Genomic DNA, 17,554 nt, shown 5'->3' on the forward strand with positions numbered 1-17,554 from the left:
TATTTTATTTCCAATTGTGTTTTTTTTAATTATTGACGTTAAAATATACGATTCTCCTGCACGTTAATCGGTATTTTTATGTCTGAACAAATGTTCATTCAAGGCCCTGTTGGCAAAATTGAGGTTTTTGTAGATTATCCTCAGTCTGAAGTAAAAGGATTTGCGGTCGTTTGTCACCCTCACCCGCTTCAAGGTGGTACTCCTCAGCACAAAGTTCCCACTCTGTTAGCTCAAATGTTCCTTGAGCGTGGTTATATCGTTTATCGTCCAAGTTTCCGTGGATCAGGTCAAAGTGAAGGGGTTCACGATGAAGGATTTGGTGAAACAGAAGATATTTTAGAAGTCATTCGTCAAGTACGTGCAAAACACCTTACATTGCCTTTCTATGTTGGAGGCTTTAGTTTTGGTGCACATGTTATGGCGAAGGCATATCATGCACTACCTCAAGAAATTCAACCTGAACAAGTCATTCTATGTGGTTTACCAACAGCCACAGTTGCTGGTATCCGTCACTATGTTACTCCAGCAATTAAAGGTGATATTCTGTTTATTCATGGTGAGGCAGATGAAGTCACTTTATTATCCGATTTAATTGAATGGGCAAAGCCTCAACGCCATATTATTACAGTGCTACCTGGTGCTAATCACTTCTTCACAGGTTATTTGAAGCAACTTCGCGTCGCGATCACTCGCTTCCTTACGGCTTAATATAAATATTACGTGTTTCAGAAAAACCCAGTGTAGATTCTTTACATTGGGTTTGTTTTATTCCTCGTTAGGATTTCCACTCTAGCGATTGGAACGACTCATCTTCTCTTAATGTCTGCTCTACTGCTTGCGCAAGTTGTTTAATCACACTCTGCGTCTCAATTTTTTGGAACCAATCCTGTTCCTCATCTGCATGCGCACTTATTTCACATACAAAATGTCCTTCGCCATCTGGTTGATTACAGTTCACCCCTAAAGCGATTGGGTGATCAGAGACACTGACTTCTAATTCATGCGGATTCGTAGTTTGAGTGTGAAATCCATGTTGCACCAACTGTTCAGATAACAATGCTGTAACGTAAGTTTGTGCATTATCATGAGAATGACTTGAATGAGCCTTAGCGTATTTCGTTTGATCAACTAAAAATTGTAATTTTTTCATTTCCTCATCCAAAGGCTTTTTAATTATATAGAATTAGAATAAGCAATATAAACAAAACAGCCAAGCTTTTGCTTGGCTGTTTGAAAAGAAATATACAAATCTTTGGTCGTATTATTCACTAACTTGAATAGATAAACCCGCTTGTTCAGTGAGTTGAGTAAAAGTTGGGAAACTTGTTGCAACGGTTTCAGTTCCCACAATTTTAATTAAGCCTGAAGTACGCAGACCCGCAATGGAGAAACTCATGGCAATACGATGATCATGATGTGACTCAATTTCACCACCTGTAAAGATAGCAGACCAATCACCAGACTTACCTTTACCTTCAATAATAATGCCGTCATCCGTAGGCGTACAATCAACACCCATGGTTTTCAATCCATCAGCCATCACTTGGATTCGATCAGACTCTTTTACACGAAGTTCAGCTGCACCAGTTAACACTGTTTGACCTTCAGCACAAGCTGCAGCAATAAATAATGCTGGGAATTCATCAATCGCTAAAGGTACTTGATCTTCAGGCATATGGATGCCTTTCAAAGTACGAGTGCCACGAATTCGAATATCAGCGATTGGTTCACCACCTGCAATTCGTTCATTCTCGACTGAAATATCAGCCCCCATTTGCTTCAAAATTTCGATCACACCAGTACGAGTAGGGTTAATACCCACTGCCTCAAGTGTTACATCTGAATTTTCAGTAATGGCAGCACCCACCATAAAGAACGCAGCAGATGAAATATCTGAAGGCACTTGAATATTCGTGCCAACTAACTTACCACCACCTTTTAAAGAAATACGGTTACCTTCAGTTTTCACATCATAACCAAATGCACGTAACATACGCTCAGAGTGATCACGTGTAGGTTCTGGCTCAGTCACCGACGTTACACCTTCTGCCCATAAACCAGCGAGCAAAATGCCAGACTTCACTTGTGCAGAAGCCATCGGTAAATCGTAATGAATACCTTTAAGTTGCTGATTACCTGTGATCGATACTGGCGGTGTGCCACGCTCACCTGTTGTTTGAATTTGAGCACCCATTTCACGGAGTGGCTTTGCAATACGTTCCATAGGACGTTTGCTCAACGATGCATCACCAGTCATTACTGAGTCAAATTTTTGCGCAGACAACATCCCTGACAGTAGACGCATCGAAGTCCCAGAGTTACCCATATAAAGCTCACTTGCTGGAGCTTTAAGGCCATACATTCCTACACCATGAATCGTGACTTCACCATTTTTTGGACCTTCAATATTTACACCCATATCACGGAATGCTTGAAGTGTTGCTAAGGCATCTTCACCTTCTAAGAAACCAGTAACATGTGTTGTACCTTCAGCGATCGCACCAAACATGATTGAACGGTGTGACACAGATTTGTCACCTGGCACGCTAAATTTTCCAGTAAATGATTTAGCACCCGGCAGAATAGTAAATTGCTGTGTCACAGTTTTGTTCTCCATTAAAGGTTTCTTGGCAAGCATATGGTTAAAATGTTGGCGTGCTGCTTGAGCATGTCCAAGCAATCCCATGAGTGCTTTTGAATCTTCGTTTTCAATGAGCTGTCGAATATGAGCCAATTGGTTCTCAAATCCATCAACAGCATTCAAAATCGCTTTTTTATTGGCAAAGAATATGTCATGCCACATTTGTGGATCACTCGCCGCAATGCGAGAAAAGTCTCTGAAACCACCTGCTGCATAACGGAAAATGTCCAGATTATCTTCACGATTTGCAAGTTGCTCAACCAAATTGAATGCCATTAAATGTGGCAGATGACTTGTATGCGCAAGCACCTCATCATGCTTTTCCACATCCATACAAATTACTTCAGCTTGAGCAGCTTGCCATAACTGAATCAGTTTTTGCACTGCCCACTCAGCACTTGTTGCTAACGGCGTTAATATCACTTTGTGGTTAGCAAATAAATCTACTTTACCTGCATGAACACCAGTATGTTCAGCACCAGCTATTGGATGCCCTGGAACAAAACCTGCGGGTAAATGCTCACCAAAAACCGCAATTGCAGCCTCAACCACATTGCCTTTGGTACTGCCCACATCTGTAATTATAGTATCAGGAGTAATCACAGATTTGATCGAGTTCAATACAGATTGTGTAGCTCTCACGGGTAAAGCAAGAACAATTAAATCTGCATCAACCACTGCATCTTTGGCATCAGCATATCCTTCACTAATCAAACCTAAAGCTTTAGCATCTTCTAACGTTTGAACAGATCGCGTAGATGCCACAACATTTTCAGCAAGACCATGTGCTTGAATGACACGTGCTAAACTTGATCCAATCAATCCTAGCCCAATAAATGCAACTTTTTTAAATAAAGGTTGAGACATATCTAAGTTTCAACTCTTTTTAAAGTACCGCAATTGGGTATGAACCAAGAACACGGATTTCTTTGACTAATGGACGAATTTCTTCGACAGCCGCACGTACGTTCTCTTGTTCGATATGCCCTTCTAAATCGATAAAGAATACATAAGCCCATTTTTCAGGCAAAGCAGGTCTTGTTTCGATACTGGTCAAGCTAATGTTATGTTTAGCGAACGGCGCTAAAATTTCTAATAACGCACCTGCACGGTCATGTGCAGAGATCAATAAAGAAGTTTTATCATTACCACTTTGTGGTACTTTTTCACGCCCAATAACTAAGAAGCGTGTTGTATTTTCTGGATTATCTTCAATATTGCTATGTAAGATTTCTAAATCATATAAGCTCGCAGCTGTTTCAGATGCGATTGCCGCAGAATGCCATTCATTACGGATACGGCGAGCAGCTTCAGCATTCGAACTCAAAGCCACACGTTCAACACCTGGATAATGAGCATCGAGCCAGCCACGACATTGAGCTAAAGTTTGTTGATGCGCATAGATTTGTTTAATGCTGTCTTTACGCGTATTTGAAGAAATCAAAAATTGATGATGAATACGTAATTCAACTTCACCAATCACATTTAAATGTGACGCTTTAAAACAATCAAGCGTGTGGTTAACCACACCTTCGGATGAGTTCTCAACAGGAACTAAACCATAATGTGCACTGCCTGCTTCGACTTCACGGAACACTTCATCAATTGTAGGAAGTGGGCGCACAACCGCATCATGTCCAAAATGCTTCAGTACTGCCGAATGGGTGTAAGTTCCTACTGGACCAAGGAAAGCAATGCTTTGTGGTGCTTCTAAAGCAAGACACGCAGACATAATTTCTCTAAACAAACGCGCCATCGTCACGTCAGATAAAGGACCTTCATTACGCTCCATCACATTACGCAAAACTTGTGCTTCACGCTCAGGACGATAAAACATTGGATTTTCTTCAGAAGCAAATTTTGCTTTTGCTACAGCTTCAGCAAGTCGTGCTCGACGGTTAATCAGTTGTTGGAGTTGTTGATCTACTGAGTCGATATCTTCGCGGATTTTAGCTAAGTCTAAAGAATTCGTCGTGTTTTGATCATCGTTGATCATTGTAATGTCGCCTTACAGAATCAGTTATGTAAACAGTATAACAATAGTTAGCTTTCAAATGTTAAGCAACCAAACTTTATGGCAATAAGACTTAAAAATATACAGTTGAAATAATCATCAATCCAATACGCGCTATAAATTAGAAAAAAGACAAGAACATTGAATATGATAGCTTTAATCTTTTTTTTAAAATCAGTTCGTTCTATAAGTTTTAAAATTGAAAACACATTCGAATACATCTCGCTTGTATTCCTCAAGCGAGATGTAAATACGGATAAAAATTAACGTCCTAGCATGCCACGTGCTACGATTTCTTTCATGATTTCGTTGGTTCCGCCGTAGATTCGTTGAATACGTGCATCCACAAAGAAGCGTGAAATAAGATATTCCGTCATATAGCCATAGCCACCAAAGAGTTGCAGTAGATTATCCGCCACTTTCATTTGCATATCTGTACTGAAACTTTTTAATGCAGCTGCTGTTTCAACATCCAATTTCCCTTCTTTATACAATGCTAGGTTTTGATTATAAAAAGCGGCTGTAGCCAGTTCATCGATTTTCGCTTGTGCTAAAACAAAACGAGAATTTTGGAATTGTCCAATTTTTTGACCAAAAGCCTGACGTTCTTGGACATATTGAACTGTCACATCAATTGAACCTCGAATTGCTCCTAATGCTGTCGCAGCAATCGCTGTCCGTTCACGTGGTAATTCTTGCATCAAATATGCAAATCCCTGACCCGCTTGACCTAAAAGCTGATCAGCTGGAACTTTGACATTGTCAAAAAAGAGTTCCGAAGTATCTTGCGAATGCAAACCGATTTTGTCGAGATTTGTGCCTTTTTTAAACCCTTCTAAATGAGTATCAACCAATAGAAGTGAGACGCCTTTAGCACGTGCCTGAGGATCTGTTTTAACGGCAAGCACAACCAAGTCTGCATGCTGACCATTTGAAATAAAAGTTTTAGAGCCATTCAAAACATAATGATTACCATTCAAAATGGCATTCGTACGGATGGCTTGTAAATCAGAACCAGCACCTGGCTCTGTCATTCCAATTGCCCCGACCACTTCACCAGAAACCATTTTTGGCAACCAGTATTTTTTTTGTTCTTCGTTCGCGATATGTAGAATATATGGTGCTGCAATTTCTGAGTGACATGAAATACCTGTCGATAATGCGCTATAACCTGCACGTGCCGACTCTTCAACCAACATTAAAGAATATTCTGTTGGAACACCATAACCACCATATTCTTCAGGAACATCTACGCACAAGAAGCCATTTTCACCAAGTGCATTCCACACTGAACGTGGCATTTTTCCTTCGCGTTCCCACTGCTCATAATAAGGAGCAACGTGCTCACTCATAAAACGTTTGAAATTATCACGGAATAATTCTAAATCTGCATCATATGCCAACATTCTTGTGTTCCTTACACTTCATTTTTTTATAAGTTTTCATGCTATCCCGTTTTTTTCCAGTTGTCATGGACAAAAGCGCTTGAAAATTCATACAATTTGGTCAGTCTCAAAAGCTAAAAATAATGCTTGATCATTGAATTTGATATTTAGCTTTTATTCGAAGCATCATTCCACGTTACAATGTCATTAAGAACATCCAACTGCATTGATCATGAATACAAAACGTAATTTATATAAAGACTTTGAACATCCATTTGCGCAATTTGTTCGTATTCTTGGCAAAGGAAAAAATGGTGCGCGATCACTGACCTATGAAGAAGCCTATCAAGCATTTGAGATGATTTTAAAAAATGAGGTATTAGACGTTCAGCTGGGTGCTTTTTTAATGCTTTTACGAGTGAAAGAAGAATCTGTAGATGAACTGGCTGGCTTTGTGCAAGCGACTCGTGATCAACTTAAATTTAGAGCTATTGATGTCGACCTAGACTGGTCTTCTTACGCGGGGAAACGCAAACACTATCCGTGGTTTATCTTATCGGCGTTAACCTTAGCAAAACATGGTCATCGTATTGTAATGCATGGGGCTTCTGGACATACCATCAATCGATTATATACAGAACAAGTTTTACAGTATTTAGGTTATACCATTTGTCAAAATGAAAACGAAGTGGCATCAGAACTGAATCAGCATAACTTTGCCTATATACCACTCGAAGTCATTTCACCTACCTTGAGTGATTTAATTGCATTACGCAATATCATGGGCTTACGCTCACCCATTCATACGCTTTCACGACTCATCAATCCCTTCAATGCCAAAGCCACTTTGCAAGCGATATTTCACCCTGCGTATCGCAGTTCTCATCAACAGACTGCTGCCAAATTAGGTTACGTTAACAGTGCGGTGATTAAAGGTGAAGGCGGTGAATTTGAACGAAACCCAGATGCAAAAACCTTAATTTGCGGTATACGAGACGGTGAACTGTATGAGCTTGAACTTCCGAAACTCACAGCTGATCGTTCAGCAATTGAAGAAGAGTTGAACTTAGATACTTTCAATGCCGTATGGTTAGGTGATGCCCACCATAGCTATGGAGAGGTGGCTGTTATTGAAACTATGGCAATCGCAATCTACACTATGAATGTGGCTGAAACATTTACACAAGCACAGACCTTGGCTCAAGAATACTGGCAGTCACGTCATCGAGTTTAAATTCGGATTAAAAAAAGACACTATCAGGTGTCTTTTTTAACATAGAAGATTATACAAAACGTATAGGTTGAAATTCTGGCTCTGGAACATGTGAATCACATTCATCACCTTCCTCTTTATGACCTTTATCAATATACCCTGATCTTTCTGTTTCTGGCAGATTTTTAGCTTCCCAAGCAATGACTGCTTGCATTGAAATCTGACGCTGCTCTTGAGTTAAAGCTACACCGTTTGGCCATTTACCGATTTCAACGGCAGTTCTTAAACGAGCAACGATGTCTGCATCCAAAACTGATAACATTTGTTCAATATTCATGTTTAGTCCTGCTGATGAAATGAATCGTAATCTTGATTCCATCCTAGTTTGGTACGACATGCCATATAAAAGTCGTATCCAGGTGGATGTAATAAAGTAAGTTTGAAAGGATGTTTGCGAATATGCAACCAATCACCTTCATTTAAAGAAACACTGTGTTGCCCATCAGCACTCACCATTGGCAACACTCGATTCTTACGAATTTGAATTTTAATTTCACTTTGACCACCCACCACAATCGGACGAGAAGAAAGCGTATGCGGGTGCATTGGCACTAGCGCGATCGCATCCATACTTGGGTGCAAAATTGGACCGCCACCAGAAAGTGCGTATGCTGTTGAACCCGTAGGTGTCGATACAATCAAACCATCACTGTGTTGGCGATAAACATATTGACCATCAATATGAAGATCAAACTCAATCATATGGACTGACTTACCTGAATGCAGAACCACATCATTCAATGCTATTGCATCATAAATCAGTTCATTTTTACTACGAACTTCGACTTCTAATAAAAAACGGCGATCTAGCTGAAACTCACCTTTCAAGACTTGATCTAATTTAAATAACACTTCTGTCGGTTTGATATCTGTTAGGAAACCTAAACGCCCACGGTTTACCCCGATGACGGGAGTATTGTATTTCACTAAAGATCTAGCCGCTTGAAGCAATGAACCATCACCACCTACGACAATCACCAAATCTGTAACTTCACCCAATAAAGCTCGACTGACCGTTTGCGAATTTTTATAAGGGACCAATTTAGCGGTTTCTGAATCAAAAACTGGATGCAAACCTAAACTAATCAAATGGTCATGAATTAGACTTAAAGTCTCAACCACAGATGATTTATCTGGTCGTCCAATTAATCCAATATTACGAAATGACTTTGCTGAAAGTTGCACGTATGCTACGGCTCCAGATGAATTGTTGAGTATCATATCATCATCATTCTGTGACTTACATATTTCAAGCCTGTTTCATGTTATGAATTTCACGAATAATTTCACATTTCCCCAACTTAAAATCTTAATTTTCTCCTTAATATTGAATTAGATAAATCATTACATTTATCTAAAAAAGGCATAAATTCACAGTTTAATTATTGCAAATTATAAAAAAGCTTCGCATGATGAGCGCAATAAAACAGGGTTTTGCTTTTTGATCTATGAAGTTTGAACGTGGTATTGGCTTAATTGCATTGATTTTCTCAGTGCTGGTGATTTCTGCATTTGTGGCTTTTAGTATTTATCTAATCCGTTTAGATAATATTATTCGCGATAAATTTGAAGGCAATCGTTGGGATATTCCAGCGAAAGTATATGCACGCCCCTTGGAAGTTTATGCTAATGCACCCGTTGAGCAACAAAACTTCATTCAAGAGCTAGGTCTGTTGGGTTATAAAAACGCTGAAGACTATACCAAGCCAGGTAATTTTTTGGTTCAAGGCAATACTATATATGTCCACACGCGTGGCTTCGATTTTGGTGATAGTGTAGAACCAGAACAAATCCTCCAAGTCAGTTTTGGCGCTAGTCAAATTTCAGAGATTAAAGCAACAAAACCATCGAGTACGGGGATTGCCCGTCTAGAACCAATGTTAGTTGGGGGAATCTACCCTCAACACAACGAGGACCGTGTTCTCATTAAACTCAATCGTGTTCCTAAACCTTTAATTCAAGCGCTTATTGCGACTGAAGACCGCAACTTCTATCATCATCACGGCGTCTCGTTTCGTGGTACAGCACGCGCAGTTGTAAGCAACGTTACTGGTGGTAAGCGTCAAGGTGGTTCTACACTCACACAGCAATTGGTTAAAAACTTTTATTTGACCCCTGAACGTACAATCAAACGTAAAGTGAATGAAGCCTTTATGGCGTTGTTGCTTGAGTTTCATTATGACAAAGATGAAATTCTGGAAGCATATTTGAATGAAGTTAATTTAGGACAAAATGGTAATTACTCGATCAATGGCTATGGTTTAGCGTCTCAATTTTATTTTGGTTTACCACTTAGAGAATTGAGTATAGCGCAACAGGCTTTCCTTGTCGGACTCGTTCAAGGTCCTAGCTTATACAATCCTTGGAGAAATCCTGAAAGTGCATTAAAACGCCGTAATGTTGTTCTAAACAATATGTTAGTCATGGGATATTTGACTGAAGAGCAATATGAAACTGAGTCAGCTAAACCTTTAAACGTGATTAAAAAACCGACTTTAGGCCCAGCTCGCTTCCCTGATTTCCTAGACATCGTTCGTCGTCAACTCAAAACAGAATACCAAGAAAGCGATTTAACGAAACAAGGTCTTCGAATTTTCACCACATTAGATCCAATCGCACAAATCAAAGTACAAAAATCATTTACAGATTCAGTATCAAGACTGTCTAAGACCAATCCTGCACGCTTGAAAGAGCTTCAAGGCGCGGTATTAGTTTCTCACCCTGAAAATGGTGAATTGATTGCAGCCGTAGGTTCAGTATCTGACTTCACAGGTTTTAACCGCGCAGTTGATGCAAAACGTCAGGTAGGCTCATTATTAAAACCTGTTATTTTCCTATCTGCTTTGGAATCTGGTCGTTATAACTGGGCGACGGCAATCGAAGACTCGCCAATTAGTGTGCCAGTCGATCGCAATCAGACTTGGACACCCAAAAATTATAGCGGAACTTCGTATGGTTACGTCCCAATGGTTCAAGCTTTAGCCAATTCGTATAACCTATCTACAGTTCGCTTAGGACAAGAATTTGGACTTTCTTCATTTACCAATCATTTAATGAAGTTTGGCGTGACTTCACCTATTCCAAATTACCCATCGATTTTCTTAGGGGCTGTTGAAATGTCGCCTATGGAAATCATGAATATTTATGGCAACTTTGCAACTGGAGGGTTTAAATATCCTACAAAATCTATCCGAACAGTTGTTGATACCAATGGGCAGCTCATTAATCGCTACAGTTTAAATGTTCAACAAACGATCGACCCATCGGCTGCTTATATTTTAAATTACGGATTACAACGTGTGATGTCGGCAGGTACAGGACGTGCTGCTTATAACGGCCTCGCTCCGAATCTAAATCTAGCGGGTAAATCAGGTACGACCAATGATACAAGGGACTCGTGGTTCGCGGGGTATTCAGGTAATCATTTGGCAGTTGTCTGGCTTGGATTAGATGACAATAAAGTCACAGGCTTAACGGGCTCATCTGGCGCTTTACCCGTGTGGACCAACGTAATGAAGCAACTGAAGCAAAAACCTGTCAATTTACGTCAACCTGATGAAGTACAGTGGCATTGGATTGACTCAAATAGCGGCGAGCTTTCAGCACAAGGTTGTCAAGGTGCGCTCTATGTACCGATACTTAAATATACTGTTCCACGTCGCGCAACAGCATGTGGCTTACCACACTACCAAGTAGAGCCGACTTACGTTCCTGAAACGAATGCAGAAGAAATTACAGCAGAAGACAGCATCGACCAATATATTCGTGAGAGCGAAACAGAAATGGAACGGGATTTAAATACGAATGCCACTCGAGTACTTTCGAGTGGAAGTTATAATCCTTAAAATAAGTTTAGGAGGAGTTAAGGTTAATGAAAAAACTGAATTTTAGCGTAGTATTCACCAGCATATTACTCTTAGGCGGTTGCCAAACTTTAACCTCCCCTCAAAACTCACAACCGTCTCAGAAACCTAAACAAGCTGAGACTAAAACAACACCATCTCAAAAAGATGCCGATGGTATTAAAATTACGCCTTATGATCGACCCGAGATTAAACGGGAACAATTACAAATTGTTATTCCTGAACAGAAAAGCTCAACTCAAAAATTCGATGATGGCCGCCAACTTCCCGCATTTAAAAATCTAATGCAACAAACCCATCATGCATTTCGTCAAGCAAAATGGAGTGAAGCTGAGAAAGCCGCACTCCAAGCACAAAGACTTGCCCCTCAATCTGCAGAGACCTATATGTATCTCGCGATGATTGCCAATCAAAAAAATGAGGCAAAAAATGCTGAATCGTTGGCAAAACGAGGTCTCAGTTATGCTCAAACAGCAACGATGAAGCGACAACTTTGGCAAATTATTTTGAAATCAGGTCAACTCCAAAAAAATCAAAAACTCATCCAAGAAGCACAAAACCAAATCAAGAAATTTTGATTTAAGCATGAGTTTTACTTTTTAATGCCTTTAAAAAGCACGAATACCAGCAATTCCATAAGCTCCATGTTGTATGGCCTGATCTAATAATTCAGGCTTCATACCGCCTAGCGCATAAACTGGTATATGTATATCTTTTGATAACAATTCAAACTGCGTCCAACCTAAGGGTGCTTGCTGAGGATGCGATGTTGTACACAGTACTGGACTTAAAAATATTGCATCAAAACCTAACGCTACAGCTCGACTGACACTAGAATGGTCATGACAGGATGCGATGCGTTTAATGCCCTTCCATTCCTCCATAAATGAATCAGAATTTAATTGCATCAATTGATCATGTTTAAATTGTACGGCAAATACTTTTTTCTGATTTGATTCTGATAATCCTATCCACACATCACGATTGATAATGAGCTGATCCAGTTGATTATACTGGTTGAGTTGCAGCGCAAAATCTAAAGCATTTTCAGTTCTCAAATAGCTAACTCGATTAAGATCAATGGTTGTATCGAGACGATCTATATTTTTTATTGCAATTTTATTCGGCCAGAGTAGTCGTTTAACAATGGCATCATTAGCTTTAGGAAAATTCAAAATTGTTAGTGCTGAACGATCATGCCATGTCCAAGGACTTTGAATATGATCTAGTAGAGACTGATCAACATAAGCCTGATAAATGTTCAATTTTACGATTAGATCTTCATATTCATGCGTAATAAGATCAAATAAATAGACATGATCTAGAAAAATTCCCACCTCTTCTTGAACTTCACGCTGGCAAGCTTGTTCAGGAGTTTCTCCTAACTCGACTTTCCCTCCAGGAAACTCAGCTTTCCCCCCCTGATGTAAAGAGGCTTCTCTCCACCCTACAAGAACTTGATTTTTATGGAATAACAACGCTATAGAAACATTAATCGTTTTTTTTGACATGATTATCTTTCAAAAAATGAGTACTTAATTGTAAGCATTTTATGTTTTTTTATAAATGAGAAAAATTACCGTTGACAGCTCCATTCGATAATGATTATCATTTAAATCGTTCACCACATACCACGGAGTCCAAGGAATGAACGCACCATTTAGCTTATTCACACGTAATAACGAAAACCACCAAGCATTACCAATGCTTCACTCAAATAATCTATTTGCTCTAGGCAGAGAAATTCGCATTATACATGCAGGAGAAGAATATCGCCTTCGTCTCACACGAAATAATCGACTCATTTTGACAAAATAAAAATTCTAAAATTTGATAATAATAATCGTGGAACTAAGCAGTATGAATCAGCGCATACTGCTTCTTTAATTTTATTTCTTCAACTTTATAGACAATTGGTTTTAATGAAATTTTATTTCAACTTTTAAACCACCTAACTCTGATTTCTTAAATACAATCTCGGCTTGATGTAATTCGACAATTTTACGGCAAATTGATAATCCTAATCCTGAGCCCGTTGTACGTGTGCCTAACTGACGATAAAATCTTTCTCCCAGCCGATCAATCACTGTTTGCTCAATGCCGTGACCTTCATTTTCAATCACAAATAGAATTTCATTATTATTTTGTTTGATTAAAATATCAACGATTCCATTCTGTGGCGTATAGCGGATTGCATTATCGACTAAATTTCGAATGCAGCTAAACATTAACTCAGGATTTGCCTTAATCGCATGATTTCCTAACTCAGTTTTAAACTGAATATTTTTTTCTTGGCTCAAAGGTTGTACTGAATGTAAAACCTCTTTCGTCAAACGGTCTAAATCTATGGACTGTATCGGTACATCTTGCGTTGAAGACGGATCAAGTCTGGCCAACAAAAGTAAATTTTCTAAAATATTTGAGCCCCTACTCACATCTTTTAGAATCTGCTCTAAGTCTTGTGACAAATCCTCATGATCAGACTGGTATTTTCGTTTTAAAAGTTGTAACCGCATTTGAATCGCAGAAAGTGGCGACCTTAATTCATGGGATGCATCAGCTGTAAAACGTTGTTCCGCGGTAATTGCCCGATCTAAACGCTCCATCATTTGGTTTATTTGACTCACAATAGGTTGCAGTTCTTTTAGTTCTGGTTTTGAAGGTGTAATCGGTGATAAATCCTTAACAGTCTTTTGGGAAATTAATTTTGAAAGTTGGTGAATAGATCTAAACTGACGTCGTATAATAAAGTGTAGAATAAACCATTGAATGCCCCATAAAATAATGAGAACACCACCGTAGCCCAGCAAACTTTTGAATAACTGATCAACACGCGCTGACATGGGTTGAAGCATAGTTAGAATTTGCTGATCACTTTGCTCACTGTAATAACGAAATAATCGTCCTTCTAGCCAAACAAAACCAAAGTGATCATTTTGAAAAAACACCTTGGAACCAATTTGATTGAAAGCAAGGTCTTGGGATTCAATCAAAATAAGTTCATCGAGCTTTAATTCATATTTGATATCAAATTGTTCACTTAAATCATCTAACTCATTTCCCACATGACTTGAAATATCACTGACCAAAATCAAATCGGCGATTTCATCCATCATATTGTCATGGGTCTGCATGTTTTGGTAAAGCGAGATCACCAATAAAAGAATTAATGCGATAACGCCCGCCAACATCGAACTGAGCATTGAAGACTTAACAAGACGATGTTGTAAAGATATAGGGTGCTGATGCAACGCTGTTCTACCTTAAGCCTGATCTAAATTCATTCGATAACCTAATCCACGAATCGTTTTAATCATGGTTGAGCCTATTTTTTTCCGAATCTGATAAATAAAAACTTCAACTGCATTACTTTCGATTTCATCACCCCAAGCATATAAGGACTCTTCTAGTTGTTCACGTGTCACAACACGTTCAGGATGTTGCATCAACTTATATAAAATTTGGTACTCTTTCGCTGTGAGATTGACAATTTCTGAATTCAATTTAACAACTTTGGTTTGGGGGTCCAAACTCACGGATCCATACATTAGGATTTGAGACGTGCCTTTGTGCTGAGTACGTAATTGTGCTCTCACTCTCGCCGAGAGCTCATCTAAACTGAATGGTTTAACTAGATAATCATTAGCCCCCAAATCAAGTCCTCCAACACGATCTTGGATACTGTCTTGGGCTGTAATAAAAATAACTGGTGTATTGTGTTGGTGTTTTCTTAAATGTGTCAGAATGTCATCACCAGTTGCTTTCGGTAATCCACGATCAAGTAATAAACAATCATATTGATGCTGCTCAATTGCTAATATCGCATGATCTCCACGCTCGACCCAATCAACACTATATCCATCCATTTCTAACCAAGCTTTGATACTTTCAGCTTGTGACACATCATCTTCTGCTAACAATATACGCATGTCTCTCTTCACTAAGCCACAATTCATTCACTATAAAGTTTTTCAAAAAAAGATGCATAAAAAAACCACATTTCTGGAGAATGTGGTTTTTTTGGTTTGAGTACTTAAAAGCCATAAATCAAATACTCAATTCAGTAGATAGCTCATTAAAATTGAACTTGATCTACATCAATTTCTACACGCTTAGCAGGCTTATAATCAATATCCACTTCACCAATTAATACAACAGGTGTTTTTGCAGAGATTGGTTTACCTTGCCAAAGTTCATCATCAATATCCACAGTGATCACACCCGTGCTATCGCGGAATTGATATTTTTCATCACCAGTTGCCTTAACAATATAGCCTTTTAATTTCACTGGGGTATCATCTTTGGCAGTTAAAGCATTTTTAACAGTCGTAATTGCTTGTGGTGCAATGGCTGCATGATTAACAGCACTTTGGTTCACTGCCGTATTAGCCATTGCAAATGTAGTTGCACCGACTAAAACTGTCGCGATTAAAGCTTGATTAAACATTTTCATTTTCTATACCTTTTCAAGTGATGTTTGTTTCGATGAAGCTATTAAAACAAACAAAGCTGAAGCGAATCTTAAGAAATATGAATATTTATTAATCTTTGACAATTAACTTAGTGGTACGACTCTTAGCACCTCTTCTAATGTCGTTACCCCTTCAAGGACTTTTCGAGCACCCGCAATACGCAACGGCTCTACACCTTCTTTTTTTGCGTGAGCACGTAATTCATCTAAATTAAGATTAGCACTGATTTTTTGTTTTGTTTCTAGAGACACAGGCATAAACTCATATATACCCACCCGCCCCTTATACCCTGTGTGACGACAATGTTCACAGCCTTTGGCATGATACACTTGAGCAGGCATCTTTACTAAATACCCATAGGTCAGATGCTCCCATTCTTGAGCATTAATTTCCCGTTTTTCTTTACAATGAGAACATAATTTTCTGACTAACCTTTGCGCCAATACCCCTAAGATTGTTGCCGCTGTTAAAAATGGCTGCACCCCTAGATCATGTAAACGAGTCAAGCTTGAAGGTGCATCATTTGTATGAAGTGTTGAAAGTACGAGATGACCTGTTAATGCAGCTTGAATCGCCATATTTGCTGTATCTTGGTCTCGGATTTCCCCAACCATGATAATGTCTGGATCTTGGCGCATAAGGGCACGTACACCATCGGCGAAATGAAGATCAATTGCAGGGTTTACCTGCATCTGATTGAAGCTCGGCTCTATCATCTCAATAGGATCTTCAATCGTACAAACATTTAATTGCTCAGTCGCAAGTTGTTTCATTGATGAATACAGGGTTGTGGTTTTACCTGAACCAGTTGGACCTGTCACTAAAATGATGCCGTGACTATTTTTGGTAATGGCATTCCATTGCTCTAGCAGTTTTCCTTCAAAACCCAGTTGTTGGAAACTCCTCACTAATACTTCAGGATCAAAAATTCGCATTACCATTTTTTCGCCTGCCGCAGTAGGCAGAGTTGATAAACGTAGTTCAGTTTCTTGCCCCTTAGGTGTACGCGTTTTTAATCGCCCATCCTGAGGACGTCGTTTTTCTGCAACGTTCATACGACCCAGAATTTTAATACGAGAAATTACTGCCGTGAGTGTATTGCTAGGCATGTTATAAATCGTGTGCAGCACACCATCGATACGGAATCTAACGCGTCCTTTCTCCGCACGAGGCTCAAGATGAATATCACTCGCACCCTGTTCAAAGGCAAATTGAAGCAACCAGTCGACTAATTTTACGATGTGCTGATCGTTGGCATCAGGATTTTGACTATCACCCAATTGTAAAAGGGATTCAACACCTCGGCTCTGTCGGTCGTAAGCTCCTGAATATTGAGAAGAGTTTACTGCTCGGCTCACTTGATAATATTCAATCAAGTAACGTTGTAACTGCTCTGGATTCAGTAAAACCTTAACAATTTTTTTAGGACTTAAGCTCTTTTCTAAATTCTTAACCCAATCATCCAAGAATGGTTGATCTGTACCAATTAAGATCTGATCAGGATGCACCTCCACCGCTAGAATTTTATTTTTGAATGCATATTCTTGTGACATGACCTGAGTGAGTGCTGCAACATCTGCTTTAAGCGGGTCGATCACATAATATTGGAGTTGTGTTTTTAATGCTAACCATTCACATAAGCGTTGCAATGTTAACTTATGTTGAGGTTGAACTTGATCAACCAATTCAAAATGTGCAATCCACTGCAATGGATGCCATTTAAATTGATCTTTTTGACGGTGTCGGGTTTGTATGAGCAACTTATCTCGCTCTAAAATACGACCATCTTTTAGTAGTTGTTCTAAACACCATGTTGTATCAATTTCAAAATTAAAATTCATTCAAATTGCCCCATTCCTTGAGCCCAACTATAGCAAATTCTTTATTCAACATTAGCCTTTAGCCT

16 protein-coding genes are annotated in these 17,554 nt (G+C 39.1%); 5 read left to right on the top strand and 11 right to left on the bottom strand.

The genetic code is table 11. The annotated features are described in order from the left end of the window. Nucleotides 1-78: 78 nt before the first annotated feature. Entirely contained in the window at nt 79-708 is a 630-nt protein-coding gene (locus AC1M9A_RS06830; RefSeq protein ID WP_035267316.1) for an alpha/beta hydrolase, read from the top strand. A 67-nt stretch (nt 709-775) separates the two neighbouring features. Here AC1M9A_RS06830 and AC1M9A_RS06835 read toward each other — a convergent pair whose 3' ends face one another. The 4 genes from AC1M9A_RS06835 to AC1M9A_RS06850 form a co-directional block, all read right to left on the bottom strand. Then, on the bottom strand, nt 776-1,150 hold the full coding sequence (locus AC1M9A_RS06835) for a hypothetical protein (RefSeq protein ID WP_092767159.1): 375 nt from the start codon (nt 1,148-1,150) through the stop codon (nt 776-778). 111 nt (nt 1,151-1,261) lie between these two features. After that, entirely contained in the window at nt 1,262-3,508 is a 2,247-nt protein-coding gene (locus AC1M9A_RS06840; protein ID WP_481586424.1) for a bifunctional prephenate dehydrogenase/3-phosphoshikimate 1-carboxyvinyltransferase, read from the bottom strand. A gap of 19 nt (nt 3,509-3,527) precedes the next feature. After that, complete coding sequence (gene pheA, locus AC1M9A_RS06845; protein ID WP_035267321.1) at nt 3,528-4,637, bottom strand: prephenate dehydratase; 1,110 nt, start codon at nt 4,635-4,637, stop codon at nt 3,528-3,530. A gap of 281 nt (nt 4,638-4,918) precedes the next feature. After that, nucleotides 4,919-6,061, bottom strand: coding sequence for an acyl-CoA dehydrogenase family protein (locus AC1M9A_RS06850; RefSeq protein WP_481609914.1), 1,143 nt, complete (start codon nt 6,059-6,061; stop codon nt 4,919-4,921). Nucleotides 6,062-6,272: 211 nt separating this feature from the next. On the opposite strand from AC1M9A_RS06850, the gene AC1M9A_RS06855 reads away from it, so the two are divergent. Further along, nucleotides 6,273-7,274, top strand: a complete 1,002-nt coding sequence (locus tag AC1M9A_RS06855) for a glycosyl transferase family protein (RefSeq protein ID WP_180028570.1) — start codon at nt 6,273-6,275, stop codon at nt 7,272-7,274. 49 nt (nt 7,275-7,323) lie between these two features. On the opposite strand, the gene AC1M9A_RS06860 is transcribed toward AC1M9A_RS06855, so the two are convergent. Both AC1M9A_RS06860 and AC1M9A_RS06865 read right to left on the bottom strand, forming a co-directional pair. Continuing rightward, nucleotides 7,324-7,590 (bottom strand): YeaC family protein, encoded by a 267-nt coding sequence (locus AC1M9A_RS06860; RefSeq protein WP_035267325.1) that lies wholly within the window; start codon nt 7,588-7,590, stop codon nt 7,324-7,326. Between the two features lie 2 nt (nt 7,591-7,592). Continuing rightward, nucleotides 7,593-8,534: an NAD(+) kinase gene (locus AC1M9A_RS06865; protein WP_092767167.1), complete on the bottom strand. Its 942-nt coding sequence runs from the start codon at nt 8,532-8,534 to the stop codon at nt 7,593-7,595. 227 nt (nt 8,535-8,761) lie between these two features. Between AC1M9A_RS06865 and mrcB the strand changes: the two genes are divergently transcribed. Continuing rightward, the gene (mrcB, locus tag AC1M9A_RS06870; RefSeq protein WP_481609915.1) at nt 8,762-11,158 is read left to right on the top strand and encodes a penicillin-binding protein 1B; all 2,397 of its coding nucleotides are present in this window, start codon (nt 8,762-8,764) and stop codon (nt 11,156-11,158) included. A gap of 26 nt (nt 11,159-11,184) precedes the next feature. After that, nucleotides 11,185-11,754 (top strand): tetratricopeptide repeat protein, encoded by a 570-nt coding sequence (locus AC1M9A_RS06875; protein ID WP_481593028.1) that lies wholly within the window; start codon nt 11,185-11,187, stop codon nt 11,752-11,754. A gap of 30 nt (nt 11,755-11,784) precedes the next feature. Here the strand turns inward: AC1M9A_RS06875 and AC1M9A_RS06880 are convergent, their stop codons facing one another. After that, nucleotides 11,785-12,687, bottom strand: coding sequence for a thiamine phosphate synthase (locus AC1M9A_RS06880; RefSeq protein WP_481609916.1), 903 nt, complete (start codon nt 12,685-12,687; stop codon nt 11,785-11,787). Nucleotides 12,688-12,823: 136 nt separating this feature from the next. Here AC1M9A_RS06880 and hemP point away from each other — a divergent pair, with 136 nt between their 5' ends. Continuing rightward, on the top strand, nt 12,824-12,994 hold the full coding sequence (gene hemP, locus AC1M9A_RS06885; RefSeq protein ID WP_481609917.1) for a hemin uptake protein HemP: 171 nt from the start codon (nt 12,824-12,826) through the stop codon (nt 12,992-12,994). 101 nt (nt 12,995-13,095) lie between these two features. Here the strand turns inward: hemP and AC1M9A_RS06890 are convergent, their stop codons facing one another. The 4 genes from AC1M9A_RS06890 to tfpB form a co-directional block, all read right to left on the bottom strand. Continuing rightward, on the bottom strand, nt 13,096-14,427 hold the full coding sequence (locus AC1M9A_RS06890; protein ID WP_481609918.1) for a sensor histidine kinase: 1,332 nt from the start codon (nt 14,425-14,427) through the stop codon (nt 13,096-13,098). 12 nt (nt 14,428-14,439) lie between these two features. After that, nucleotides 14,440-15,105, bottom strand: a complete 666-nt coding sequence (locus AC1M9A_RS06895) for a response regulator transcription factor (RefSeq protein WP_481591355.1) — start codon at nt 15,103-15,105, stop codon at nt 14,440-14,442. A 146-nt stretch (nt 15,106-15,251) separates the two neighbouring features. Next, nucleotides 15,252-15,623 (bottom strand): NirD/YgiW/YdeI family stress tolerance protein, encoded by a 372-nt coding sequence (locus AC1M9A_RS06900; RefSeq protein ID WP_481609928.1) that lies wholly within the window; start codon nt 15,621-15,623, stop codon nt 15,252-15,254. A gap of 108 nt (nt 15,624-15,731) precedes the next feature. Continuing rightward, nucleotides 15,732-17,489: a type IV pilus assembly ATPase TfpB gene (gene tfpB / locus AC1M9A_RS06905; protein WP_035267342.1), complete on the bottom strand. Its 1,758-nt coding sequence runs from the start codon at nt 17,487-17,489 to the stop codon at nt 15,732-15,734. Nucleotides 17,490-17,554 lie beyond the last annotated feature (65 nt).

The organism is Acinetobacter sp. ANC_7634 (assembly GCF_056779875.1).